This window comes from Deltaproteobacteria bacterium, from assembly GCA_009692615.1.
Classification (GTDB): Bacteria; Desulfobacterota; Binatia; order UBA9968; family UBA9968; genus DP-20.
The window spans coordinates 38,956-62,345 of record SHYW01000010.1 but is presented as its reverse complement, the minus strand read 5'-3'; the positions used below and the strand labels follow the sequence as shown (position 1 = coordinate 62,345).

Here is a 23,390-nt window from a genome sequence, read left to right as displayed (position 1 = left end):
TTTCTCCGTGGGGCTATTGAACGGTTTGGTCGAATATCGCTGACGGCAAGTTCCAGAATGGTAAATTCCGAGTACACAGCTCGTAATTTTGGCTGCGCTCCCCGTTCAACGGATCGTTATGTGTCATCACGCTCCCAGAACGCTTTAGCTTTACGAGCCGCGGTAGAATATCGCTTCGAGAGTTTGGGATCGCGAGGAAATCCGTTTGTTCCTTTTGCATGGCACTCAGCAAGTATCTCAAGTGCGTATTTGTGCTTTCCTTCCGCTGCCCGGATCAGATATCTGGCGCCAGCTCTTTGATTTTTTCGAAAGGAACCAAGGCCGTAAAGCAATTCCACGCCATGTATCCACTGACTGTGTACGTGTCCTAAATCAGCCGCGCGTTTGAAAAGTGCAGACGCTTTTTGTTTATCTTGTGGAACGAAGTCGCCACAGTCATAACAAGCACCAAGGCCATAAATCGCTCGGGGATAGCCAAGGTCAGCGGACTCTGTCAGCTCCGCTACGTGCCGCTTTTCGAAGGCTCTTATTGATTCCTTATGCTTGGAAATGGATGAGGAGAAAAAGTATGCTTCTGCATTTTTTTGAAGAAGCAATGGCTTGAGAAGTTTGTGGGCGCGAGCAAAATTGCCGGAAAATATCGTTTTCTCAATATCCCGTAGTCTCTGTTTCGGATCGATTTTTACCGTCATTACTAACCGTGATGTATGATTAGGATTCGCGGTCGTAGTTTTGCCACATCAATTCAATGTTGGCATCGTGGATGCCGACGGTGCGCAAGCGCACCCTATATCACATCGATTACACATTGGTAGGTTTGATCTTCGCCACCGATTATAGCAGAGACGGCGATCTTGTGAATGGCTGTAAGAAAAATTGCCGGGAAATTTTCACAGCGACTAGAATGATGGTTTCACCACGAAGGACACGAAGAGCACGAAGTTCGGACTTTAAATTATCCGAACCTTCTTACTCTTCATGGTGAGTTGATCAGAATAAACGACTAGCAGCTTGAGACAATTTGCTAGGCAGCGAAAAACGCGAACGCCCGCACTTCGATGCTTTGCCGCGGCGACGCGTTCGGTGGCGAGGTCGGGTCGTCGAACGACGTGTGCGGCGTGAAGCGGGCGCAGCCGTCTTTTTTCGAATCGTAGACTTTGAACACCAGCGCTTCGTCGCGGCGCATTTCGGGAAAGTAATACCAACGATGATCGCCGCGATGCTTTAAGCGATAAGTTTGGCCGACGCGGTGCGGGTAGCGGCGCTCGGCGACGACGAGATCTTCCGTCGCTACGCTCTGTGCGTCGGCCAGCGCCAGTGGATTGGCTTGGATCGTTTGGTTGATCGCGCGCCAAACTTGAATGATGGCGAAGCGGCGGGTCAGCAAAGCTTCGGCTTCGTCGGGAAGAAATTCGCGCAGCCGATTAGGCCCGGACCATTCGGTATAATCGTTGTGCGCCGACATCACCGGTTCGCGGATGAGTTTGGTTTCGCGTTCCGCTTCGTCGCCCGAGCGCAACGTGTGGTCGAAGATCGCCACCCGCGCCGCGCCCGATTGCCGTTTGATCAACTGCTCGACCTCCGGGTAGTACACCGTTTCCAGTTGCTTGGTGTCGAAGAAGTCGGCGACTTTGGTTTGATGCTCGACCAGGACAAAGCCGTTTCTCTCAAATGAAATCTCATTGGCATACAAGCGACCATTGCGCACCGGCATGCGCATTAATTCATGGGTCCCGGTTTTACGACGGCGAATATTATTCGGACCGAAGGTTTCGTTGACGAGTTTTTCACCTGTGTCCACGGTATAGGGGATGCCGGCGGTCAGTTCTTGGTTCATAACTGAAGCTCCTTCCCGAATTCAGTTGCTTCGTGGCATTGTCTTACCTCAGCCGTCCTTCGTTCCTCAACTCCTGCTGCGCTTGTTTCAAGATCCGGTCGTTGATGACGCGGTCCAGCGTAAATTTTTTGTCGACCAGGCCGGTGCGGATGTCGTCGTCGAGCATGATCTGGATGCCGTCCCAGGCGACCGAGAGATCGCCGGCGTAGCCGGGGCTGAACAGATCGTAGGAGCGGTTGACGATGTAGGGGTCGCCTTGGAGTCCGGCGGCGAAGCCGATCTTGATCGCTTCCTGTTTGTTGTATTTGGCCAACTGCATGCCGAGAATCACCGCCTTAAGAAATCGCTTGGACGTGTCGGGAAACTTTTCGAGAAAATCGCCGCGGGTGACGTAGACGCTTTGCGGCACGCGCAGGGCTTCATTCAAGTTGACGATCAATGGAAAACCTTTGTCGAGGAGTTTGACCGCGTCCTCGGCAGAAAACGGCGCGGCGGCGATCAAGCCTTTTTCCAGCGCGCCGGCACGCACCACGGTTTGGCCGATGGCGCGCAGCGCCACGTCCTTGTCGGGATCGATATTGTTGCGCTTGAGATAAAGCCGAATGGTAAAATCGGAAAACGTGCCGGCGCCGGTGATGCCGACGGTTTTGCCGCGCAGATCTTCGAGCCGTTTATTCTCCTTGCCGCCGATCAGCGTGTAGTTGGTGTAATTGGACAACGACGAGATGATGTTGAGATCGAGGCCTTTCGCTTTACTGCGCATCGCCGCCTGGGCTCCGCCGATGCTGGCGAAATCGACATTGCCGGAGACCAGCGCGGCGATCGCGATCGGCCCGCCGCGCACGAAGATCGGCTCCACCGTCAGTCCTTGCTCTCTGAAAAAACCTTTGGCGTTGGCGATGCGGAACGGTAGTTGGGCGTTCCACGACAAGCTGACGAAGACGACGCGGAGATTTTTCTTTTCTTGGGCGTGGGCCGATGGAAAGAATAGGACCGATACGACCAATGACAGAATGATAATTTTGGCTCGGTTCACAGGACGTCACCGTTCGATCTTGACGATCGACGCGCCGATGCCGTCGACGGATGATTTACCGTCTGCGGCCAGATTGTCGCGCCGCGGCGTGTCGAAATTGCTGACGTAAGCTGTGCCATCGACAAATACCACCGAAGTGGGAAACTCCAGCGGGCCTTTGCTGTCGTTTTTTTGCACGTCGAAGACGCGGACGTCGGGTTGCACCAGGACAACGGCGTTGCGTTCGTTGGCGGCGACCCAGAGATTGCCTTGGGGATCGAAGGCTGGGCCGTCCGCGCCTTCCAGCAAAGCGCTCTGTGTCATGAGTGCCGGCTGGCTGGCTTTGCCGTCGGCGCCGATGGCGAGTTTCCAGATCGCACCGCGGGCGGTGTCGGTGATGTAAAGGGTGGTGCCTTGTTTGTCGAAAACCATTCCGTTCGCCGTCACCGCCTGCTCGGTCTTACCGTCGGGAAGGACGCGCGTGTGCAACGCAATTTGCGCGAACACTTCGGCGCGGCCACCTTCGGGTCCGGTGCGGTAAATTCTGCCGTTGCGCCCGCCGCTGACGAAGAGATAGCCGTTCTTATCGAAGTCGATGCCGTTGGCGCCTTCGGTTTCGATGGCGAAGGTCTGTGCGACACCGGGATTGTCCGCATCGAGATTGCGCGCGCGGATGCGCAGCACTTCTTTGAAGCCGCCGGCGGTCAAGTAGAGATCGCCGGCTTGATTGAAGACAATGCCGGAAACATCGGCGCGAACTTTTTTGCCGCCGATGTCGCGTTCTTGAACTTTGCCGACGACCACGAGCTTGGGATTTTTCGGATCGATGCGCCAGACGTTGCCGGTGACGCGGTCGCAGGCATAGAGCAGTCCTTTGTGATCGGCGGCGATGCTTTCGACGATAACGGTTTGCTCGGCGCTCTTGGGATCGAAATCGATGAGCACGGAAGCCTTGGCGGCGTGTGCCGCGTTGCCACAGCAGAGCACCGTGATCGACAATAACAATCCAGAGATCATTGGCTTCATTGTGGAAGTTCCTCTTTTGCTCGGCTTAGCGTTTGCTTTCCAACTCTTCTTTGACCTCGCGCATCAAGCGCAGGCTCATGATTTTTTCCACCGGCACATCTTCTTTGGTTTTGAGCGGCGCTTTGACATCGTACTCGATGACGTTCTTGATGCCTTGCGCCGACGGCAAGCCGGGCACACCGTCGGGCAGCGCCTTGGCGAAGCGGCGGATGCCTTCGACGACTAGAGCACGACTCATGTTGCCCATGGGCAATTTTTTTAGCGCGATGTCGGCCGCTTCTTCGGGCCGTTCGCGGATGAACATCAACGAACGGGCCATGGCGCGCAGCCACCTTTTTATGTCGTTGGGCTTCTCGGCGATCATCTTGTCGGCGGCCATAAAACCTTGAAACGGATAAGGGAACAGATCGCCGATGAAGCCGAGCGTGCGCAGCCCTTCTTTTTCGCCGAGCAGCGATTCGTCGGCGTTGACCACCGCGGCGCTGAAGGCGCCGCTCTTGAGGGACAGGATCGTGCTGGTGGTGTTGCGCGACGGCATGGCGATGCGCGTGATGTCGCGGCTCGACAAACCTTCGCGTTCGACCATCATCGTGATCAATGTGTCTTGGGTGTCGCCGACGGTGCCGACGGCGACGCGTTTACCTTTGAGATCGGAAATTTTCTGAATGTCGGCGGCGGCGAGCAAGTACCAAGTCACTTTCTCGGTCTGAAACATCACCGCTTTGATCGGCGCGCCGCGCAGCGCCGCGCGCATGCCGGTGCCGCCGGCGCCGCTATAGTCGACGTTGCCGCTGACCAGAGCGGCGATGGCGGTGCTGCCGGGGATGACGATGGTTTCATTTTCCAAACCTTGATCGCGGAAGTAGCCTTTGGCTTCGGCGACGGGGATGCTCAGATAGTTGAGCGTGGCGCGCGGCACGACGGTGCGCACTCGTTCGGCGAAAGCGTGGAGGGGGAATAGGACCGATAAGACGAATAGGACGCATGTTTTCATCGCGCGCTCTCCCGGCGCACTTCTTCGAGGACGCGAAAGTCGACGATCTTGTTGAGCGGAATATCGCCGAGAGTTTTCTCGGCTTGCTGAATCAATTTGACGTGGACTTTTAGGCCGTTGTCCGACGAAGCGCCGTCGCGGCTCGCGGCTTTCATGATCGATGTGTAGGAGTCCCGCGCGGTGACCGGATCGAGTTTCCACTCGCGCTCGACGATTCGCACCGTCTCCTCGGCGTTGTCGCGGGAAAACAGTAGGCCGCGGTAAAACGCCCGCATCAGCCGTTTAACTTGATCGCGATTTTCCGCCAACCTGCGTTCGGTGGTGGTGAAGCCGTTGCTTGGAAACTCGATGGCGTCGCCGAGAAACAACAGCTCGCGAAAACCTTTTTGTTTGAGCATGGAGTTGTCCGGCGGATTGGCGATGTTGGCGTCCACCGAGCCGGCGATCAGCGCGGCGTTGCGCGTATTGCCGAGGCCGATCATGATCAGCGTCACGTCTTTCTGCGGGTCGAGGCCGTTGGTTTGCAGGGCGACGCGGGCGGCTAAGTCAGTGGTCCCGCCGAAACGGCTCACCGCGACCAATTTGCCGCGCAGCTCGGCCACCGATTTGATGTTGGGCTTGGCCATCAAGAAATAATTCGGCAAACGGGCGCTAAAAAAGATGCTTTTCAGCGGCGCGCCTTTCGCGGCCAAGCGCAGCGCCGAATCGGCGACGCCATGATATTCCACTTCACCGCCGAGCAGCGCGTTGTGGGCGATGTTGGGCAACAGCGCCGGTAATTCCAATTCGAGATTTTCGTCTTTGAGAAAACCCCGGTGCAGGGCGACGAACATCGGCAGATAACCCATGGAGCGCGACGGCAAGGCCAGGCGAATTTTTTCCGCGCTGGCGATTTCCGCGCTGGCGAGCGACGCCGCGATGGCTGCGATCAAGGCAAGGCGATGGACGAGTTTCATATTGTGGTTTCCGAAGGGAATTGCTGGTCAGTATAGCGACATGGAAAAATGACGCAACTGTTCGATCACGATGGCATGCGCGGCATGGCGAGTTTAAAATGATGGCGTCGATGGGGAGGCGAATATGATTCTTGGCCGAGTGTTGGTGGAAGAGTTTCAAGCCGAAGTGCTCCAGTGGCTGCGCGAGCGGGTCGAATTGATCGTCGTCAATCCGTGGGTCGAGCCCGAGCGTTGGGAATTGGAAGCGTCGCGGGTCGACGCGGTGATCAGCCGCAAAGGTAAAATCAGCCGCGAGCAGATGGAAAAAAGCGCTGGCCGGCTAAAGATCATCGCCCGCACCGGTGTCGGCGTCGATCCGTCGCGGGTCGATTTGGAAGCGGCGGCGGCATTAAAAATCTGGGTGACCAATCAGCCCGGCAGCAACGCCGTGTCGGTGTCCGAATTGGTCTTCGGTCAGATGATCGCCCTGGTGCGCCACACCCACGAAGCGAACCGCGCGGTCAAAGAGAATCGTTGGAGCGATTATCTGCAATTCATCGGCACGGAGCTCGCCGGCAAGACCCTCGGCATCGTCGGCATGGGCAACATCGGCGCGCGCATGGCGCTGCGCGCCCGGGCGTTTGAAATGGATTTCCTCGTCTACGATCCTTACATTCCGGAGTCTCATGTCACGTCATTGGCCGGCAAGTGGGTGGGCTTGAACGAGTTGCTCGCAGAATCCGACTTCGTCACCCTTCACTGTCCACTCAACCGCGAGACCCGCGCCATGATCGGCGCGAAAGATCTCGTGTTGATGAAGCCGTCGGCATTTCTGATCAACGCCGCGCGCGGCGGCATCGTCGACGAAGACGCACTCGGTCAGATATTGCAGCAGAAAAAAATCGCCGGCGCGGCGTTGGACGTCATCGCTGAGGAACCGCCGGCCAAAGATCCTCCGCTATTTAAACTCGACAACGTGCTGTGGACGCCGCATCTCGGTGCTGTGACATTGGAAGCGTCAGAGCGCGGCGAGTGGGGCGCGGCGCAGGAAGTCATCCGCGTACTAGAACATAAGCGGCCCAAGAATCCGGTGGTCGATGCTGATGAAGCGCGGCTGTTGTTGACGGCGTGAGACAAACCGTAAGGGGTGAAGGGTCAGGGGTGAGGCGTTGGGATTCCGCAGACGCTTTACCCTTCACCCCTTACGGCTTGTCATTTTCTGAGAGCTTTTTCCAATCGTGACTTGATCGCCGGCGGCATCGTGAGAAACTCGCTGACGATGCGCTGGATCGCCGCGCCGTAGATCGGGGTGATCTCAAGCTTGCCTTTTTCCGCGTCGGCTAAGAAAGATTTGTCGGCGAGCGTTTTCGCAAAGGCCGATTCCAAAACCGCGGCGCGCTCGGCGGGGACCGCCGCCGGTAACATATACACTTTGCCGAATTGATTGGGCGCGCTGGTGCCGTAGCGCAACAGCGCGCGCTGGTTTTCGTCCTTGGCGATGTCGTTGATCGTCGGAATATTAGTCGCAGGCAAGTCGCGCAGCGGTTGATCGGTGAGTTGCAGCAGCACGGACCATTCGCCGCTTTTGAATTTGTCCGTCGAACTCGGCTTGACCGTGCTCCAGGGATTGAAAAAGCCGCCGATCTCACCGGAGTCGACGGCGAGTCGAATGTCGGCGCTGCCTTTGTAGCCGGAGACGACTTTCAAGTTGGCGTCCAACGCTTCGCGCAGCAAGATCGGCGCATGCTCCAAGGTCGAGTTGGGAATCGCGCCAAGGATCGCCTGCTTGGCGTTGGCGCCGATCAGTTCGCTAAATTTGCCGATGGCCGACTGGCGGGCGACGATCATCACGTAGGTCTCGTTGACTGGCACGGCGAGATAGCGAAACTTGGCCATGTCGAAGTGGACGCCAGGATGGCCGAACAGCTGCTCCAAGATCACCGCGCCGTTGAGCATGCCGATCTCGCTGCCGTCTTTGGCGGCGCTATTGTAAATATAATTGCCGGCGATCATGCTGCCGGCGCCGGCCATGTTGGTGACCGCTAAGGTGGGATTTCCCGGAATGAAGCGGCCGAGGTGGCGCGCGATCAAGCGGGAGTAGACATCGGCGCCGCCGCCGGGCGGGAAGCCGACGACGATGCGCAGAACCTTGCCGCGATAGAAATTCGCGACCGAAAGTGCATCGAAGTTTTCGCGATTGGTTGCCGCGGCCGCGTGACACACCGAGGCATAGCCCAGCCACAGCGCGGCGAGAAAGAAATATCTCTTCACGATGATTTGAAATGGTTCGGCGCCGCCGGGAAACCGCCGGCGGGCAAAGCGGCTCGTCGGTTATCCGCCGAGTTATCGCAGCGCGGTTTTGCCGACTTCGACGCTACCGTCTTTTTTGAAGCGAATGACATTCACAGTACCGGTGTATTCCGGCGAGCCGGAGTAGTGGGCGGCGACTTCGCCGTTGCCTACCGGCGTGCGCTGGTTCCAATGGCCGAGCGCGACATAATCGGCGTCGATGGCCATCAGCTCTTCGCGGTGAATCAACCAGGAGCCGATCATGCGATTGGGATCGCGCGCTTCATCGACGTAGTGGCCGTGGGCCGCGGCGAGTTGCCACCGGGTTGTGCGTGGGCGCGGATTGGCCAGCGGTGACATGTCGGTGTAGTCGAGATGGGCGCGGCCCCAAATCTCCAACTCCAATTCAGGAAACAGCACGGCGTCACCGGCGTTCAAGCCGAGAATGCTGACGTTGGCGACTTCGCCTAAACCGCCGCGGCGGTACACCGAGTCGGGCGTGAGCGGGTCGTGATTGCCGGGCAGGATCACCACCGGCTTGTTGTAGTCGCGCAGGATTTGCGCGGCGCGCTCGAGCAGCTCCACCGGTTGGCGGTGGTTGTCGAAGGAATCGCCGGCGAGCAGGACGACATTGGCGTCGACGTCGTTGGCGGCGGCGAGCACTCTGGGTAAATTGGCCAAGCGATCGCGATCGCTAAAGCTATCGTCGGTGCCGAGATGGAGGTCGGAGCTATGGACGATGGTGACTTCCGGATGTGGGGTCATAATCACTTTTCCCGTTCGCAAAATTACCGAAACCCTAGCAAAAGCCCGGTGAAAAGAAAAGCCGGGCTAAAAATGCAACGGGCCGCATGAAGCGGCCCGTTGGTTGGTTTTTGGAGGGTGAGTTAAGCGAAAGTTACTTGGTTTTAGCTTTGGCGTCGCCCTTCATCTTGTCGTCGGCCTTGGTCTTGGTTTCGGCTTTGGCCTTGGGCGCTTCTTTACCTTCGATGCTGGTGGCGATCATTTTATATTTGATCGTAACTTTGTCGCCTTTTTTGAACTCGCCGGTGGCTTTGGTGTCCTTGTCGCGGGCGAGTTCCCAGTTGTCGGCGCCTTTTTTGACGACGATGACATCGTCTTTGACGTCAACCACGGGACCGGTGACTTGATAGTCTTTGGCTGCGACTAATCCAACCGAGCTGAAGAAGATGACGGCGATCAAGAGTGCGAGTTTGTTTTTCATGGCGAAGTTCTCCTTGTTTGGCTAATTGTTGATTTGTCGTGATCAACCAACCGCCCTCCGTTCGGTTGGCGTGATTCTAAATAATTAGACGGAGCGAATGAGTTTCGCTTCAAGTTAGGATGCACTGTTTATAGCTCAGTTGAATTTCCGGCTCAAGGAAAAGTTAGTGAACGGCGTCGGCGCGCTACTTGCGCGACGTGTATCGTGAATTGAAACTAGCGGGCAAAAAAAAGCGAGCAAAGTAGGGAGGGCTACCTTGCTCGCTAGATTCGAATCGGGAAGATTACTTGCTGGGCTTGTCGCTCTTCTCGGCTTTCTTTTCTTCCTTCATTGCCTTGGCATCGGCTTTGGCGTCGGCCTTTTTCTCTTCCTTGGTAGCCTTGGCATCAGACTTCTTCTCTTCCTTCATTGCCTTGGCATCGGCCTTCTTTTCTTCCTTCATTGCCGTGGCATCGGCTTTGGCGTCGGCCTTTTTCTCTTCCTTGGTGGCCTTCACATCAGCCTTCTTCTCTTCTTTGGTCGCTTTGGCATCGGCCTTCTTCTCTTCTTTCATTGCCTTGGCATCAGCTTTGGCATCGGCCTTCTTCTCTTCTTTCATGGCATCCGCCGCAAAAGCCGCCGAGGCGAGAAACATCGAAGCAACTAATACGCCTAGAAAACGTTTCATTAAGTAATCCCCTTTCATGGAATCAGTTTCTAAATTTTTTGGAACCCACTCGATGACCGTGCGGCCCTCCGTTCGTCACGGCTTCATTTTGTTGGTTCTGGTGACTTGGACGCGTGACTGAGAGTTTTCATTCACGCTAGGAGGTATTTATATCCGAATCGGCGCTGTTTCTCAAGCGTAATCATGCTAGAAAAGCTCTATAAATCGCTGAAATGAGAGGGTTCCACGGATGATTGTAGGTTTGCCGATCGGCAAAGGAAAAGCGCTTCATTTACTCCTGCCACGTCTGGCCAATCGCCATGGGCTGATCGCCGGCGCCACCGGCACGGGCAAGACGGTGACCCTGCGGGTGATCGCCGAACACTTCAGTGCCATCGGCGTGCCGGTGTTCATGGCGGATGTCAAAGGCGATTTGTCGGGCATCGCCCGGCCGGGCGTCGACAACCCTAAGATCGCCGAGCGCGCCGCTCAGATCGGTTTGAAAGATTTCAGCTTCGCCGGTTACCCGACGGTGTTTTGGGATCTCTACGGCGAGCAGGGCCATCCGGTGCGCACGACCATCTCTGACATGGGGCCGCTACTGTTGGCGCGCTTGCTCAACCTCAATGAAACCCAGAGCGGCGTGCTGACGCTGGTTTTCAAAATCGCCGACGACAACGGCATGCTGCTGCTCGATTTGAAGGACCTGCGCGCCATGCTCCAGTATGTCGGCGACAACGCGGCGCAGTTCAAAACCCAATATGGCAACGTTTCGGCGGCGAGCATCGGCGCGATCCAACGCGGCTTGCTCGGTTTGGAAGAGCAGGGCGCCGACAAATTTTTTGGCGAACCGGCCCTCGATCTCGACGACCTGATGCAAACTGATGGCGCCGGCCGTGGCGTGATCAATATTCTTAACGCCGACAAATTGATCGCCGCGCCGAAGCTTTACGCGACGTTTTTGCTCTGGCTGCTCTCGGAACTGTTCGAGCGCTTGCCCGAGGTCGGCGATCCGGAGAAACCCAAGCTGGTATTTTTTTTCGATGAAGCTCATTTACTATTCACCGACGCGCCCGACGCGCTCTTGGAAAAAATCGAACAGGTGATCCGCTTGATTCGCTCCAAGGGCGTCGGGGTTTACTTCGTCACGCAAAATCCCCTCGACGTTCCCGATGTCGTGCTCGGCCAGTTGGGCAACCGCGTGCAACATGCTTTGCGCGCCTTCACGCCGCGGGATCAGAAGGCGGTGAAAGCGGCGGCGCAAACTTTTCGCCAGAATCCCGATATCGACGTCGAAAGCGCGATCACCGAACTGGCCGTCGGCGAAGCGCTGGTGTCGTTTCTCAACGACAAAGGCCAACCCAACGTGGTCGACCGCGCGCAGATCTTTCCGCCGCAAAGCCAACTGCCGCCCTTGAGCGCCGGCGAGCGGGACACCTTGATCAAACAATCGTCGCTCTTCGGCCACTACGAAAAAGTTGTCGACCGCGAATCGGCCTACGAACTGCTCAAAGCCCGCGCGCCGCAAGCGGAAACCGGAACGGCCGCGGCGCCAAGTGAATGGCAATCCACCGCCGGCAAGTTGCTCGGCGCCATGGCGACCAGCGCGGTGCGTGCCATCGGCAGCCAGGTGGGACGGGAAATCATTCGCGGCGCCTTAGGCTCGATATTCGGATCGACGACGCGCCGGCGGCGCTGACTTAGGCCTGCTCTTGGCTGCCATCGATTGTTCTTCGCGCTTGATTGCCGCTGTCGCCGGCTGGCTCAATTCGCGCCGGATAAAAATTTATACTCGAGCGCTGCCGCTAGTTGCCCTGGCGATTGCGTTGAGCACGTTATTCCATCCGTCGGCGCGTTCGTTGTTTCACGACGGCGATTTTATTTAATTCTTCACCGGCGGGCGATTTTTTTTGGATGGACGGTTGAGTGAGTTATACGATTTCGCCGCCCAGCAAACCTTTCAGATGGCGACGCTCAAACTGAGCGCCGATCAGTTCACGCCCTTCAACCATCCGCCTCATACAGTTTTGCTCTACGCGCCGTTCGCGCTGGCGAGTTTCGAAATCGGCCTCATGCTGTGGACTGTCGCCGGCTTGGCGGCGTTGGCGTTCGCGTGGAACATGCTGCGTTGGGAATTGGCGCCGCTGGCTAGTTACTCGACGGCGGCGCTTATGCTGCTGAGTTTTTGTTTTTATCCGACGATCGCTTGGTTCCTCGCGAACCAGAACTCAGCGCTGTCGTTTCTTTTGTTGACGATTCTCTTTGTTCGCTTGCGCCGCGGCGCGGACTTGAGCGCCGGCGTTGCGCTCGGCTGTCTGCTCTACAAACCGCAGCTCATGATCGTGCCTGGGTTTCTACTTTTGCTCAACGGGCGTTGGCGCGCGCTTAGCGGTTGTCTGTTAACCTCGGCGCTGTGGATCGCTGTCGGTTGCTTGCTCAGTCTGACCGCCACATTGGATTACTTGCGCGTCATACCGCAGATCGCGCAGCTGCCGTTTCTGCCAAGCTATCCGATCGCCAAGCTGCATAATCTCTACGGCTTTTGCATTTTGCTGTTCAGCGGTTTCTTGCCGGTTGAAGTCGTCAAATTACTTTCCGTGTTGTTAACGCTCGCCGGCTTGGCGCTGGTTTATTGCTGCTGGCGTTCGTCGCCATGGCAGCCGGCAACGCGCTCTTGGGATTTCCGCATGGCGGCGACTTTGGCGTTGGCACTGGTGATCAGTCCGCACCTGATGTTTTACGATCTGATGATTTTGCTCTTGCCGCTGACCATCGTCTGGTCGCATTACGCGCAAGGTACCAACAGCCGCGCGCTGGATGGCGGTCGATTGCTGGTCTGGTCCGCTTTGGTCTACGTCGCGGTTTTCGTCGGCTCCTACTTAAGTTTGGGGATGTTGCAAATCGGTCCGGCGTTGGGCTGGCCGCGCTTTGCCGTGCAAATCAGCGTGCCGATCCTCATCGCTTGGGCGTTGCTGGTTCGCCGGCTGGCAACCGAGAGTGAATTAGCTTAGCGTAACGTGTCACGGTCGCTCGACCGGCAACGGCTCGTAGATCGCGTCGCCGCGGATGGCGTAGACGGGCGTGATAGTTTGGTGGGCGGGGATCGAGTCTTTTTGCGAGTCGAGCGCTTACCATAGTCAACTTAGCTGGGATTCATTCTGAACCCGACTCAAAAGAAAGCAGCCCACGATCCGAAGTCAGCGTGCCAACCATTGCGATTGACGGCGTACCGATATTGGTACAACATGAAGGTGTGCAAGGATCGATGCCGATTAAGCGTGTCGTGGCTCGTTTCTATCTCACGGCAGCTGGAGCCAATCCGGTTCGTGACTGGTTGATGCGCTTGCCGGTTACCGACCGTAAACATGTCGGGCATGACATCCGTGATGTTGAATTTGGTTGGCCGATTGGCATGCCGTTATGCAAATCGCTCGGCGACGGGCTTTGGGAAATACGCAGCGATTTACCAAGCCGGCGCATCGTCCGAGTGCTGTTTTGTGTGATCGACGGCGAGTTGCTATTGCTGCATGGCTTCATCAAGAAGACGCAAAAGACTCCAAAGGGCGATCTGGCGCTGGCCATAAAACGAATGGGAGAGGCAAAACGATGAAGAAGCGCAAAAACCGCCATATCGGTGGACGGTTCGAGGATTGGCTCAAAGAGGAAGGCATCTACGAAGAAGCCACCAACGCCTCCATCAAGAAAGTCGTGGCGTGGCAAATCGAACAAGCCATGCAAAAACAAAATCTCACTCGCACCGAAATGGCGCGGCGTATGGCTACCAGCCGCGTACAGCTTAACCGCTTGCTCGATCCAAACAATGACGGCGTCACTTTGGCTACCTTGAGCCGAGCGGCGTCAGCAATCGGCCGCCGACTGCGCCTTGAGTTGGTGTGACCATCAATGACAGCTATGCGATGCGTAGCGCGTAAAACAGAATGACTACTATTGTTCCAAACCCGTCGATTGCGAGGCTTTGTTTGTGCTGGTTCTACGAGATAGGGAACTGAAAAGTGCCGATTTTGAGAATCCTTGCAGGCCGGATCTCCCGATGACTTCATCTCTCCAACAATAATCTTGTTTCTCGTACTTACGATTCCACTCACATTCGCTTTTTCTTCAAACGCCGCGCAGCCAGTGGACCCCGGTCCCTCCATGCCCCGAAAAAATATTGTGACACCAAAGCTAATTCAGGTCAGTTCCATTTACGGCCGCTCGACCGGCAGTGGCTCGTAAATCGACGCGCCGCGGATGGCGTAGACCGGAGTGATGGTTTGATGCGCGGGAATCGTGCCTTTTTGCGAGTCCAGCGCTTTCCACTCTCTGTCTTCGATCTTCAGCACTGATATTTCCGCCGGTGCGCCAACTTTCAGTGTGCCGAGGTCGCCGCTTCTGCCAAGCAGTCTCGCCGCGTTGGCAGTCGCCATCTCGATCACTTGATTCAGGGAAAATCCCAGCGCCATTAACTTCCCCATGGTCGTCGGCAGATCGTATACGGGCCCGGCGCGGTTGCCGCGGTGGCCGTCGGTGGAAACGCCGTCGGGATGGAGGCCTTGGTCGAGGACTTTGCGGGCGACGTCGAAGTTCAAATTATGCAAACCGTGGCCGACGTCCATCAATACACCGGATGCCTTTGCATCTCGAACTTGCGGCCAGAGTTTGCCATTGCCGTCGAGCAAGCCGCCGGGATGGACGGTGAACATATGCGTGACAATATCGCCGGCACGCAAATATTTGAGCACGTCGCCGACGGCGACCGGCTCGGTACCCTGGGTCCAGCTCTCACCGATGTGAACCAGCAGCGGAATTTTTAGTTCGTCGCCGAGTTTGCGCGCGCGCTCCAACGGCTTCAGCCCCTGCGCGCCCAGCGCGCCGCCGGTGGCCATGATCTTGATGCCGACGATCATGTCGCGGTTGGCCTCGACCGCCTGCTCGATCTTCGCTTCATCAATCAAGCGCGGATCGGCGAGAATGCTGAATCCCGGTCCGGCGACGCCGCCGAGCGTGGACAGGTTGATGTAATTCAGCACTCGCGTCTTGGCGTTGTCGGTGACGTAGTTGCGAAAGACGTTGAGCATGGTGTGGCCGGCGCTGCCGGCGTCGACGACGGTGGTGACGCCGGAACCGACGCCGAAAATATCCGGATCGACGCCGAAGGCGCCGAGACCTTTCATTAAATGGAGATGGACATCGATCAATCCCGGCGTGACGATCTGGCCTTTAACGTCGACGACCGTCGCGCCGTCGGCATTGAGATTGGCGCCGATGGCGTCAACCTTGCCGTCGCGCACACGGATGTCGAGCACGCCGTCGGTGCCAATTGCCGGATCGATGAGGCGTCCGCCTTTGAGTAGAAAGTTCGATAAATTTCGTGCGGTCATAAAATCAAACCACGAAACACACGACAATCACGAAAAAAAGAAATCGATCTTCTCAATCATTTCGTGTGTTTCGTGCTTTTCGTGGTGAATCTCTTCTCCGAATCTTGCGTGAGGAATTCCGATCACGTTGTGTAGTACGCGTTCTCTTTCACATAACCTTCGGTCAAGTCGCAGCCCCAGACGCGCGCCTTGGCTTTGCCGATGCCGAGATCGACGCCGATGCTGACTTCGCCCTGGCTCAAATATTTACGCAGCGCTTCGAGGTCGCAGTCGACGGGTGAACCCTTCTTGAATACCGCGGTGGCGCCGAAGCGGATGGTGACTTTCGCCGGTTCGATGCTTGGATCGAAACTTTTGCCGACCGCCATGATGACTCGGCCCCAATTGGGATCGGCGCCATAGACGGCGGTTTTGACCAGCGGCGAATTTACCACCAACTTGCCGACGCGTTTCGCCTGCGCTGAAGTCTTTGCGCCGCTGACGTCGACCGTGATGAGTTTAGTCACGCCTTCGCCGTTGCGGGCGATCTCGCGGGTGAGATATTCGCAGACTTGCAGCAAGCCTTTTTCAAACTGCGGCAACTTCACTTTGCCGGCGAAGCCGTTGGCCATCAGCACCACCGTGTCGCTGGTGCTGGTGTCGGTATCGATGCTCATGGCGTTAAACGTACGGTCAACAATGCGCTTGAGCATCGGCTTGAGCGCCGTCTTTGGCAATTCGGCGTCGGTCATGAGATAGACAAGCATCGTCGCCATGTTCGGTTCGATCATGCCGGCGCCTTTGGCGATGCCGGCGATGATCGCCTTGCCGACGCGCACGGAAATATATTTGGGATACATGTCGGTGGTCATGATCGCTTCGGCGGCGAGCTTCAGGTTATCCGGCTTCAGCTCACTGCGAATGCCTTTGAGTCCAGCGCGGATTTTATCCATCGGCAACGGCCGGCCGATGACGCCGGTGGAAAACGGCAGGACATCGTAGGGATCGATGCCGAGCTCGGTTCCGACGATGCGGCAAGTTTCCACCGCGTTGTCGATGCCGAGTTTTCCCATCGCCACGTTGGCATTCTTGCTGTTGATGACAAGCGCTTGTGCGAAACCGTTGGCGATATGCTTGCGTCCAACGATCACCGGCGCGCCAGGAAAGCGGTTGCGCGTAAACATCGCCGCCGCGCGGGCGCGTACGGTCAAGTAAATGACCGTGAGATCGAGCGTGGCGTCTTTGATGCCGACGTTCTTGGCCAGCGATAGAAATCCCTGAGGCTGTTCGAAGTGAGTCGGGGGCTGATGTGACATATTCAACTTTCTAAATGGAATTTCCGGTCGGTGAACAATAGCACAATGTGTCGATCATGCGGAACAAAATGGCCGACCCTTTTGCCACCGATGCGCCGCAATTAATCATGCTTGCGCATTGGAAACCACGCCATGGCGATGTCGTCGATATAGTTTCCATCCGGCAAACGTAAGCGGTTTTTAAAGCGCCCTTCTTCGACAAAGCCGAGCTTGGAATATAAATGAATCGCACGCGCATTTGTAGCGCGAACCAGCAATTCAATTTTCCGCGCCTTGGTTGTTCGCTCCGCCCAATCCATGAGGTCGCGCATGAGGGCTTCGCCGATGCCGCGGCCGAGAAAACCTGGGTGCACGACGATCGTCAGACGAAGGACATGAGCGGTCGCCGTCAGTGGCATTGGATCTAACAGCGCATGGCCGACGATCTCGCCGTTGCTCTCCGCAACTATATAACGACCCGTGGTGGCGAGTTCGGCGATCTTGTGCTCGAACGCAGCGCGCTTCAGTTCATCGGGGCGGGAGACGAGCAAGCCCGCGGTGCGCGCGGTTTCTTGCTCCGCTGCGACCAAGTCGGCTGCGTCTGCGATTGTCGCTTGGCGGATTATCATGCGAATTTAGATCTGCGTCATTTCGCTTTTGCTTTGCAGACGAAGTACAGCCGCTCCGAGCGATCCGATGGCCGCCCGCCTTCGGGATCGAACACTTTGACTGCCGTAAATTTACTTCGTAAGCAAGTCAAAATGCGGGTCATTGGAACGGCAATCTCTTCAATGGTCTCGTGAATGAGTTTATAGCTATCGCCTTTCCGATGCGCAAAGATTTTTACATCCCAGGTGAAAATTGCTCTGCGTCCTTGGTTAACTTTGATCACCACGAGATCGCGGCCGAACGGTTTGATCCACGCCGACCCTTCGACAAGACGCTGAAGTTTGCCGTTGGTATTGACGTCAAAAACGAAAACGCCGCCGCTGTTGAGATGGCGAGCAACGCAACGAAAGGTTTTCCGCCAGTCAGCGAATCGATGCAAATGATTGATCGAGTCGAAGGCGCAGACGATAGCGTCGAAGCGCCGGTTGACGCGAAAGCTGGTGATGTCTTGGCGGTGAAAATGGATGTGCGGCAACCGTTGGCGCGCGATAGCCAACATTTTCCGCGAGCGGTCGAGGCCGGTGACATCGTAGGATTCGGACAGCCGGCCCGTTATGCCGCCGGTGCCGCAGGCGATTTCCAAAACTGTCTTCGCCTCTGGGTGGTAGCGCTCGATGAGATCGCCAATGTAATCCGCCGCCGCCGAGCGATCGCCCATGACCCGGTCGTAGTATTTTGCAAATCGGTCGTAGGCGGTCATCGAATCGGTCATCCTTCAGTGCTGAATCTGACTGACCATGCTTTTGCCGGGGCAGTAAACATAGGTCTGGCGATCGTAATAGCGTTTCTCGTCGCGATCGGTGGCGGTCCAATAGAATTCTACGCAGTGGGAGCTTTGGAAAAATTTAAAATCGATTTGCTTGATCGTGATCGTCTCGGCGCGGTCGCTGACCCGCGCGCCTTCAAAATGTTTGTAGACAAACTTGCGCGTCTCGCCCTCTTTCCAAACTCCCAAGGGAAACTTGAGGCCGTCGGAAAACATTCGCGTGCCCAGCTCCGATCGGTCGTCGTAGACGCGGCCCAGGCCGTTTCTTTCTTGGTTGATCGTGAATCTCTGAGTTTTCATTCCGCCGCGGCCTGGGTTCAATCGTTCGTAAACCGTAAACGTTTGGCGCATCACCGGATGTTCCCACTCCACCGGGCCTTTGATGCGGTATTCGGATCGATGACGGAAGGTGAAATCGGACTTCGGCATCTTCAACTCGCGATTGCCATCCCATTCGACGCCAGCCCAGAGTTCGACCGGGAAATAGCGCTCTTTGGTTTGGGCGTTGAACGAATCTTCCCAAACATTCGGTTCAGCGGCGGCAGAACTGCCAACCAGCAAAAGCAATAATGTAAAGTACAATCTGCGGGGGAGTCGACTCATGGTTTCCTTCAGAGACCGGTCCTGTATTCAGTTCACGCCAAGCGTCGCCCAACAATTACCAGATCGCGCTCCACGCCGTCGAGCTCGGCAACCCTCGGCAAAACTCCCCAGCGTTGAAAGCCGAACGTTTCGAACAGCCGCAGGCTCGGTTCATTGTGCGCGAATATGAAGCCGACGAGAGTTTTTAGTGTCAAGCGCGGCGCCCGTGCGATCGCTTCGGTGAGAAGCGCGCTGCCTATTCCTTTGCGCCGATGTTGGGAGGCTACGTAAACGCTCAACTCAGCCGTCGCATGATAAGCAGGGCGGCCGTAGAACGATTGAAAGCTTAGCCAGCCGACGATGACATCATTCTCTAGAGCGATCCAAAGTGGCCGCGTGTTTGGATCATGTTCATGGAACCAGTTGCGCCGGCTTTCGACTGTTACCGTTTGCGTATCCGCGGTAGCCATGCGGCCGGGGATTGCCGCGTTGTATATTTCTAAGATGGCTGGCAGATCGGTTTCAGTGGCGTCGCGAATCGTCATACTGCTTAGTTTTCACAATCTGCGCTCGTTGCCGACGATGACCAATACTTCAGACAACGTCGAAATATTTGTCCCTTGCCACTCTCTTGCTTCCTGGCGCAATTCGCCGCGAGGCTCATGCGAAGTGGGTCGGATCAACACTGGGCTCATGCCAAAATCGGCGGCAGCTTTCAGCTCGTGATTTTCTCCGTCGGCGATGTAGAGACAATCTTTCGGCGCGACGCCCAGGCGCTCGCAGGCGATTCGGTAGATGCGCGGGTCGGGTTTCTTCAGCCGCTCGCGAGAAGAGAAGATAGGGCTTTCGATTAAGTCGGCGAATTCGGTTTCCGGCCACAAGATCGGAATCTCGATGGAGCAGTTGCTCAGCAGGCTGACTTGGAAACCTGTTTGTTTCAATTGCGTTAATGTTGAGACGGCATCCAATTTGGGCACGAGCGCACGCCGGGTGTACGCCAAGCGAAACTCGACGGCTTGGACCATTTGATCGGCATTCACCATCACACCGAGCGCAGCGCAGACGTGGTCGATGCTGGCTTCGACAGTCTGAAACTCTCCCATCGTGCGTCGTCCGGTTATCTCGCGCCACTGTTTCATGAACGGTTCATAAGGCACGCGGAGAATCGCCGCGAGTTCATCGTGGGTTTGGCCAGTGACCGACATAAAGTCGTTCACCAAGGTGCCGAAGAGATCGAAAATGATTGCGCGGTAGGTCATGGCTATTTATTGTTTAAGCTGTGCGTTATTTCAGCAAGTTTGCACACGCCGTGAGAGCGGAAAGTGTCAGGATACTTGCTCTCGTTCTGCGCGGGTCCAAAAACGGTGTGAGTTTGGGTCCGATGGCCCAACCGAGGAGAACTCCAGGAGTAAGAATAACCGACAATGCAAGATCCGTCGAACCGAAAACGCCTATCCAAACCAGAGCTAGTACAGTGATCAAATACCCCACCGTAAAAAATGCTCCCAGGGTCGCGCGTGCGCGCGCTGGCGCGACGTTCTGATATACCAAAGCTATCGCCGGTCCGTGAATTCCGATCATGGTTCCCATAATGCCGGACGCGGTGCCACCTAAAACCAGCGCGAGCAAAGTGGGCTGAAGCGAAAATCCAGAAACGCTGATTGCCACTGCAATGAGAACGAACACGCCGAAAACTTTCGGGAGAATGTCGGGAGTAATGATAGTGAGTGCGCTCGCTCCAATCCCAGTGCCAATCACCAGCCCCAGCAACGATGTGTTAAGTTGATCCTGCGCTATGGCTGTTCTCTCGCGCCATGCGGTTGCCAGCGCTAGGACTATTGAAGCACAGAGCATCGGTCCCGGTACGAATCGTGGCTCAAGAAGCGTCAGTAGCGGAGCCGCAGCGAGCGCTAATCCGATTCCAACCGCTGATTGAATGGCGGCGCCAAGCATCATGATGGCCGTTGCCATGATGAGCGTCGTCGGAGATAGTGAATCTATACCAGGCATAACTTTGTCGGTTTAAAGATTTTCGATCTGCACCGTTTCCACTTCCGACGCGTTCGAGGATGGTCGTCATTGTGACACAATGGCAAGGACAATCTCGCGAACCTGTTCGGCGAGAGCCAGAGCGTCAGCAGCCGTGTCCCGATCCGGCCAAAACTCCAAGTCGTACCGGGCGGGGACAGCGTAATCTGAAAGCACCGTCAGATCCATTTCAGCTAGCTTTTGGTTTTTCGCAAGGGGGAGGCAGAGTCGCTGGAGCTCCTCGATGTCATGGGTCTTGGGGATCGGCTCGTCGAAGTGCGCTAGCAGACCCTTCAAATATTTTTCCGCCGCCTGCTGGGCGTGAAAACACGCGGTGTCGAAAGGGCCTTCACTGATCACCGTGCGCCGCACATCCGCGAAGTCGCTGTCCCCTTTCAGGAACCAGCCGCGGGCGTGGGCGACCTTATCCTTCATAAAGAACTTTGCCTTCTCTTAGCGCCATACTGATGAAAGCATGGGGCACTTCGCTCCACTCGTGAATTTCTGCCGGCGTCCAAACCACAATGTCCTTGGCTGGAAACAAACCCAAGAGCGCGCGGCGATAACGTGTAGCTCGCTGGTACCGAGGTAGGTTTGAGTCTTCAATAATGAGCACATCGAGATCGCTGTCAGGACGGGCATCGCCACGAGCCCGGGAACCGAAGAGAACGATCTTGTGAGGGCTTCCTGCTTCACAAATACGGCGAACTACTCCCTTGAGAAGTTCTTCGTCAACTTCCGGATAGATGCTTTTCCGATCCGCGGCTGTATCCATAAATATTAACGTTTAAAGGGCGTCAGTAACGTAATTCTACCAGCGCACCCGGCAAAAAACCACCGATCATCGGCGCGAGAAAAAGCGCCAGCGAGTTTCTATAGATTTTCGATTTCCACCGGCTCAACCGGGTCAGCCAGTACGAATCCAAACACTTTCGAGTAGAAATATAGCTCCACTTCAAGCACGCGCTTGATGTTCTCCGCTTCGCGGAAACCGTGTTGTTCGCCTTCGAACGTCAGATAGGCCACCGGGAGTTTTTTCGCGCGCACGGCTTGGATCATTTTCTCGGCCTGGCAACGGATCTCGGTGTTGAGCCACAACCTGCTACGAAACTTTCAGCTCCAGACGCTGGCGACAACAAAGCCCAGATCGCGCAAACGGACTTGCGGTTACTTGCTACACAGGTTGAAAACGATCCGATTCAAGCGGATTCACCATTCGGCATGTCTTATCTGGCCTCAAGGCTACTCAGTGCGGCGCTTCTCGGTGACTCCTGCGGCGCAAGAACGGATCGAACCCATCGAGGACAAACTCAAATTGGCTGCCTGACGCCAATTTTATTGTCGGTTTAAGGCTAACCGATCGGCGCCTCAAGATTGAAGAACTCTTTGCCCCGATCGACTAAATGGATTGGGCGAGCGACCCCGATGCCAAACGGTTAGCGCCGCGTCGGTCGATGGCGCGTTCAATCACAAGCCCACTTGCTTTGTGCGCTGAACCAGGAAAATGCCGTTTAGTTTATGTGCTGGGGTTGGCGCTACGGATGGAGTTGCCGAACGTATAGAATCAGAAAATACTATCTGCCCCAGTGGGCGAGACCAGCTAGCGATCCTGCTGGACCTGACGTATGAAACTATTATCTACCATCCGAGCGACATCGAAATCTCGAAGCTTGGCATTTTCTTGGGCGAGATCTTCGATGTTTGTCCTTAGGTCATTGATGTCGGTATACGGTAAAGGTATTAGCGGTTCTATGTAGAGGCGATAATTAAGACTCAATACCGCCGGGTCCGAGGTTCTGAGCCTCTGGCTCACTATCTTGAGCGCACTCTCTCGGTTCTTTGGATCCTTGAGCCAGTAACTCGCGTCGACCAAGGCTCTGATAAATCGCGTGAGAATATCTCGATTCTGATCGCGAAAGACACGCGGCGTGATAAACGAATTGCCGAACACCCGAATACCCATGCTGACAGCATCTGCCAAAACATGATACGGAATCTTCGCGCGCTCGAACCGTTCAACAGTGGAGACAACCGCTTCGAGATTGCCCGAGCTGAAAGCCGCTGCTCTTTGATTCCCACCGCCGGGGACCGGCAAGAATTTCATGTCTTGCGCTTTTAGCCCAAGCTTCTCTAGCATCCTTTTGGTCGCGTAATAGCTCGAGCTGCCGATACGATCGACGCCGATTCTTTGTCCCCTCAATTCATTCACGCTCCTAATATGGGGCTGGACGATAAGCTTATATTGAGTCGGTTCATTGCTCGCAAATATGACCAGTTCAAAGCCCCGCGCCGCCGCTAGGGCTGCGGTGTCCGCCGATCCTAAGTATATCGGCACCTCCCCAGCCAGAAGAGCCGGCATTCCCTGTGCAGACGTAGGAAAAAAAATAAGCTCGCTTTGAATGCCATGACGGGAAAAAAAACCGGCATCTTGCGTCGCCCATAGCGAGATCCGGTTGCCGCTGATCGAAGCATAGCCGATCTTCAGGCGATCGAGTTTTTGCGGCTCGGCGCTAAACCCCTGCCCAAACGTTAATATCAAGGCGAGACATGTACCCAAAAGTTGGAGAAGGAAGAGGATCGACATATTCAGGGTTTGTTCTTCTCGGTTAAAATCGTCGCGGAGCCTATTGTTTAGATTTAATTATTATTGATGTCAAGTAAGTTTTTCTCCTTGTAGATTAAGAACGGCGCGGACACGCGCAGGGCTGGAAATCTTTGTTTTG

General features: G+C 56.0%; 26 protein-coding genes and 1 pseudogene. 5 read left to right on the top strand and 22 right to left on the bottom strand.

Annotated features, from left to right (window positions below; all coding sequences use genetic code 11):
• Positions 1-116 precede the first annotated feature (116 nt).
• The 6 genes from EXR70_04090 to EXR70_04065 form a co-directional block, all read right to left on the bottom strand.
• Positions 117-692, bottom strand: coding sequence for a sel1 repeat family protein (locus tag EXR70_04090; protein ID MSP37652.1), 576 nt, complete (start codon positions 690-692; stop codon positions 117-119).
• 332 nt (positions 693-1,024) lie between these two features.
• Positions 1,025-1,837 carry a methyltransferase gene (locus EXR70_04085; GenBank protein MSP37651.1) on the bottom strand — a complete coding sequence of 271 codons (813 nt, stop codon included), beginning with the start codon at positions 1,835-1,837 and terminating at the stop codon, positions 1,025-1,027.
• Between the two features lie 43 nt (positions 1,838-1,880).
• Positions 1,881-2,873: an ABC transporter substrate-binding protein gene (locus EXR70_04080; GenBank protein MSP37650.1), complete on the bottom strand. Its 993-nt coding sequence runs from the start codon at positions 2,871-2,873 to the stop codon at positions 1,881-1,883.
• A 6-nt stretch (positions 2,874-2,879) separates the two neighbouring features.
• Complete coding sequence (locus EXR70_04075; protein MSP37649.1) at positions 2,880-3,878, bottom strand: SMP-30/gluconolactonase/LRE family protein; 999 nt, start codon at positions 3,876-3,878, stop codon at positions 2,880-2,882.
• Positions 3,879-3,903: 25 nt separating this feature from the next.
• Positions 3,904-4,872, bottom strand: a complete 969-nt coding sequence (locus EXR70_04070; GenBank protein ID MSP37648.1) for an ABC transporter substrate-binding protein — start codon at positions 4,870-4,872, stop codon at positions 3,904-3,906.
• Positions 4,869-5,828, bottom strand: a complete 960-nt coding sequence (locus tag EXR70_04065; protein MSP37647.1) for an ABC transporter substrate-binding protein — start codon at positions 5,826-5,828, stop codon at positions 4,869-4,871. Before EXR70_04065 ends, EXR70_04070 begins: the two co-directional genes overlap by 4 nt.
• A gap of 124 nt (positions 5,829-5,952) precedes the next feature.
• On the opposite strand from EXR70_04065, the gene EXR70_04060 reads away from it, so the two are divergent.
• Complete coding sequence (locus tag EXR70_04060) at positions 5,953-6,939, top strand: hydroxyacid dehydrogenase (GenBank protein MSP37646.1); 987 nt, start codon at positions 5,953-5,955, stop codon at positions 6,937-6,939.
• 80 nt (positions 6,940-7,019) lie between these two features.
• Here EXR70_04060 and EXR70_04055 read toward each other — a convergent pair whose 3' ends face one another.
• The 4 genes from EXR70_04055 to EXR70_04040 all read right to left on the bottom strand — a co-directional run bounded on the left by EXR70_04055 (position 7,020) and on the right by EXR70_04040 (position 10,006).
• Entirely contained in the window at positions 7,020-8,078 is a 1,059-nt protein-coding gene (locus EXR70_04055) for a hypothetical protein (GenBank protein MSP37645.1), read from the bottom strand.
• 72 nt (positions 8,079-8,150) lie between these two features.
• A complete protein-coding gene (locus EXR70_04050; GenBank protein ID MSP37644.1) occupies positions 8,151-8,861 on the bottom strand; it encodes a hypothetical protein in 711 nt (236 codons plus the stop codon).
• Between the two features lie 133 nt (positions 8,862-8,994).
• Positions 8,995-9,321, bottom strand: a complete 327-nt coding sequence (locus EXR70_04045; GenBank protein MSP37643.1) for a hypothetical protein — start codon at positions 9,319-9,321, stop codon at positions 8,995-8,997.
• Positions 9,322-9,604: 283 nt separating this feature from the next.
• Positions 9,605-10,006 (bottom strand): hypothetical protein, encoded by a 402-nt coding sequence (locus EXR70_04040; protein MSP37642.1) that lies wholly within the window; start codon positions 10,004-10,006, stop codon positions 9,605-9,607.
• Positions 10,007-10,217: 211 nt separating this feature from the next.
• Here EXR70_04040 and EXR70_04035 point away from each other — a divergent pair, with 211 nt between their 5' ends.
• The 4 genes from EXR70_04035 to EXR70_04020 all read left to right on the top strand — a co-directional run bounded on the left by EXR70_04035 (position 10,218) and on the right by EXR70_04020 (position 13,864).
• Positions 10,218-11,666 (top strand): DUF853 family protein, encoded by a 1,449-nt coding sequence (locus EXR70_04035; protein ID MSP37641.1) that lies wholly within the window; start codon positions 10,218-10,220, stop codon positions 11,664-11,666.
• A 223-nt stretch (positions 11,667-11,889) separates the two neighbouring features.
• Positions 11,890-12,978, top strand: coding sequence for a DUF2029 domain-containing protein (locus EXR70_04030; GenBank protein ID MSP37640.1), 1,089 nt, complete (start codon positions 11,890-11,892; stop codon positions 12,976-12,978).
• 254 nt (positions 12,979-13,232) lie between these two features.
• Positions 13,233-13,577 (top strand): type II toxin-antitoxin system RelE/ParE family toxin, encoded by a 345-nt coding sequence (locus tag EXR70_04025; protein ID MSP37639.1) that lies wholly within the window; start codon positions 13,233-13,235, stop codon positions 13,575-13,577.
• Complete coding sequence (locus EXR70_04020; GenBank protein ID MSP37638.1) at positions 13,574-13,864, top strand: Fis family transcriptional regulator; 291 nt, start codon at positions 13,574-13,576, stop codon at positions 13,862-13,864. Before EXR70_04025 ends, EXR70_04020 begins: the two co-directional genes overlap by 4 nt.
• A gap of 308 nt (positions 13,865-14,172) precedes the next feature.
• Here EXR70_04020 and EXR70_04015 read toward each other — a convergent pair whose 3' ends face one another.
• From EXR70_04015 to EXR70_03960, 12 genes and pseudogenes are all read right to left on the bottom strand, one after another.
• Positions 14,173-15,348, bottom strand: a complete 1,176-nt coding sequence (locus EXR70_04015) for an amidohydrolase/deacetylase family metallohydrolase (protein ID MSP37637.1) — start codon at positions 15,346-15,348, stop codon at positions 14,173-14,175.
• A gap of 122 nt (positions 15,349-15,470) precedes the next feature.
• Complete coding sequence (gene argJ / locus EXR70_04010) at positions 15,471-16,643, bottom strand: bifunctional glutamate N-acetyltransferase/amino-acid acetyltransferase ArgJ (protein ID MSP37636.1); 1,173 nt, start codon at positions 16,641-16,643, stop codon at positions 15,471-15,473.
• A 101-nt stretch (positions 16,644-16,744) separates the two neighbouring features.
• Positions 16,745-17,251 (bottom strand): GNAT family N-acetyltransferase, encoded by a 507-nt coding sequence (locus tag EXR70_04005; GenBank protein ID MSP37635.1) that lies wholly within the window; start codon positions 17,249-17,251, stop codon positions 16,745-16,747.
• Positions 17,252-17,268: 17 nt separating this feature from the next.
• Positions 17,269-18,003, bottom strand: a complete 735-nt coding sequence (locus EXR70_04000; protein ID MSP37634.1) for a class I SAM-dependent methyltransferase — start codon at positions 18,001-18,003, stop codon at positions 17,269-17,271.
• A gap of 3 nt (positions 18,004-18,006) precedes the next feature.
• The gene (locus EXR70_03995) at positions 18,007-18,660 is read right to left on the bottom strand and encodes a hypothetical protein (protein MSP37633.1); all 654 of its coding nucleotides are present in this window, start codon (positions 18,658-18,660) and stop codon (positions 18,007-18,009) included.
• Between the two features lie 32 nt (positions 18,661-18,692).
• Positions 18,693-19,184 carry an N-acetyltransferase family protein gene (locus tag EXR70_03990; GenBank protein MSP37632.1) on the bottom strand — a complete coding sequence of 164 codons (492 nt, stop codon included), beginning with the start codon at positions 19,182-19,184 and terminating at the stop codon, positions 18,693-18,695.
• Between the two features lie 12 nt (positions 19,185-19,196).
• Positions 19,197-19,898 (bottom strand): HAD family hydrolase, encoded by a 702-nt coding sequence (locus EXR70_03985; protein ID MSP37631.1) that lies wholly within the window; start codon positions 19,896-19,898, stop codon positions 19,197-19,199.
• A gap of 25 nt (positions 19,899-19,923) precedes the next feature.
• On the bottom strand, positions 19,924-20,649 hold the full coding sequence (locus EXR70_03980; protein MSP37630.1) for a sulfite exporter TauE/SafE family protein: 726 nt from the start codon (positions 20,647-20,649) through the stop codon (positions 19,924-19,926).
• A gap of 66 nt (positions 20,650-20,715) precedes the next feature.
• The gene (locus EXR70_03975; GenBank protein MSP37629.1) at positions 20,716-21,102 is read right to left on the bottom strand and encodes a HEPN domain-containing protein; all 387 of its coding nucleotides are present in this window, start codon (positions 21,100-21,102) and stop codon (positions 20,716-20,718) included.
• Positions 21,092-21,442, bottom strand: coding sequence for a nucleotidyltransferase domain-containing protein (locus tag EXR70_03970; protein ID MSP37628.1), 351 nt, complete (start codon positions 21,440-21,442; stop codon positions 21,092-21,094). Before EXR70_03970 ends, EXR70_03975 begins: the two co-directional genes overlap by 11 nt.
• Before the next feature lie 98 nt (positions 21,443-21,540).
• Positions 21,541-21,738, bottom strand: a pseudogene (locus EXR70_03965) (S9 family peptidase).
• A 529-nt stretch (positions 21,739-22,267) separates the two neighbouring features.
• Positions 22,268-23,251: an ABC transporter substrate-binding protein gene (locus EXR70_03960; GenBank protein ID MSP37627.1), complete on the bottom strand. Its 984-nt coding sequence runs from the start codon at positions 23,249-23,251 to the stop codon at positions 22,268-22,270.
• Positions 23,252-23,390 lie beyond the last annotated feature (139 nt).

Coding starts and splice junctions, on each gene's coding strand:
- EXR70_03990 (MSP37632.1), bottom strand. CDS start 19,184: ATGACGATTCGCGACGCCACTGAAACCGATCTGCCAGCCATCTTAGAA.
- EXR70_04090 (MSP37652.1), bottom strand. CDS start 692: ATGACGGTAAAAATCGATCCGAAACAGAGACTACGGGATATTGAGAAA.
- EXR70_04035 (MSP37641.1), top strand. CDS start 10,218: ATGATTGTAGGTTTGCCGATCGGCAAAGGAAAAGCGCTTCATTTACTC.
- EXR70_04015 (MSP37637.1), bottom strand. CDS start 15,348: ATGACCGCACGAAATTTATCGAACTTTCTACTCAAAGGCGGACGCCTC.
- EXR70_03995 (MSP37633.1), bottom strand. CDS start 18,660: ATGAGTCGACTCCCCCGCAGATTGTACTTTACATTATTGCTTTTGCTG.
- EXR70_04045 (MSP37643.1), bottom strand. CDS start 9,321: ATGAAAAACAAACTCGCACTCTTGATCGCCGTCATCTTCTTCAGCTCG.
- EXR70_04000 (MSP37634.1), bottom strand. CDS start 18,003: ATGACCGATTCGATGACCGCCTACGACCGATTTGCAAAATACTACGAC.
- EXR70_04065 (MSP37647.1), bottom strand. CDS start 5,828: ATGAAACTCGTCCATCGCCTTGCCTTGATCGCAGCCATCGCGGCGTCG.
- EXR70_04070 (MSP37648.1), bottom strand. CDS start 4,872: ATGAAAACATGCGTCCTATTCGTCTTATCGGTCCTATTCCCCCTCCAC.
- EXR70_04060 (MSP37646.1), top strand. CDS start 5,953: ATGATTCTTGGCCGAGTGTTGGTGGAAGAGTTTCAAGCCGAAGTGCTC.
- EXR70_04075 (MSP37649.1), bottom strand. CDS start 3,878: ATGAAGCCAATGATCTCTGGATTGTTATTGTCGATCACGGTGCTCTGC.
- EXR70_03980 (MSP37630.1), bottom strand. CDS start 20,649: ATGCCTGGTATAGATTCACTATCTCCGACGACGCTCATCATGGCAACG.
- EXR70_03970 (MSP37628.1), bottom strand. CDS start 21,442: ATGGATACAGCCGCGGATCGGAAAAGCATCTATCCGGAAGTTGACGAA.
- argJ (MSP37636.1), bottom strand. CDS start 16,643: ATGTCACATCAGCCCCCGACTCACTTCGAACAGCCTCAGGGATTTCTA.
- EXR70_04020 (MSP37638.1), top strand. CDS start 13,574: ATGAAGAAGCGCAAAAACCGCCATATCGGTGGACGGTTCGAGGATTGG.
- EXR70_04040 (MSP37642.1), bottom strand. CDS start 10,006: ATGAAAGGGGATTACTTAATGAAACGTTTTCTAGGCGTATTAGTTGCT.
- EXR70_04085 (MSP37651.1), bottom strand. CDS start 1,837: ATGAACCAAGAACTGACCGCCGGCATCCCCTATACCGTGGACACAGGT.
- EXR70_03985 (MSP37631.1), bottom strand. CDS start 19,898: ATGACCTACCGCGCAATCATTTTCGATCTCTTCGGCACCTTGGTGAAC.
- EXR70_04005 (MSP37635.1), bottom strand. CDS start 17,251: ATGATAATCCGCCAAGCGACAATCGCAGACGCAGCCGACTTGGTCGCA.
- EXR70_04050 (MSP37644.1), bottom strand. CDS start 8,861: ATGACCCCACATCCGGAAGTCACCATCGTCCATAGCTCCGACCTCCAT.
- EXR70_03975 (MSP37629.1), bottom strand. CDS start 21,102: ATGAAGGATAAGGTCGCCCACGCCCGCGGCTGGTTCCTGAAAGGGGAC.
- EXR70_04025 (MSP37639.1), top strand. CDS start 13,233: ATGCCGATTAAGCGTGTCGTGGCTCGTTTCTATCTCACGGCAGCTGGA.
- EXR70_03960 (MSP37627.1), bottom strand. CDS start 23,251: ATGTCGATCCTCTTCCTTCTCCAACTTTTGGGTACATGTCTCGCCTTG.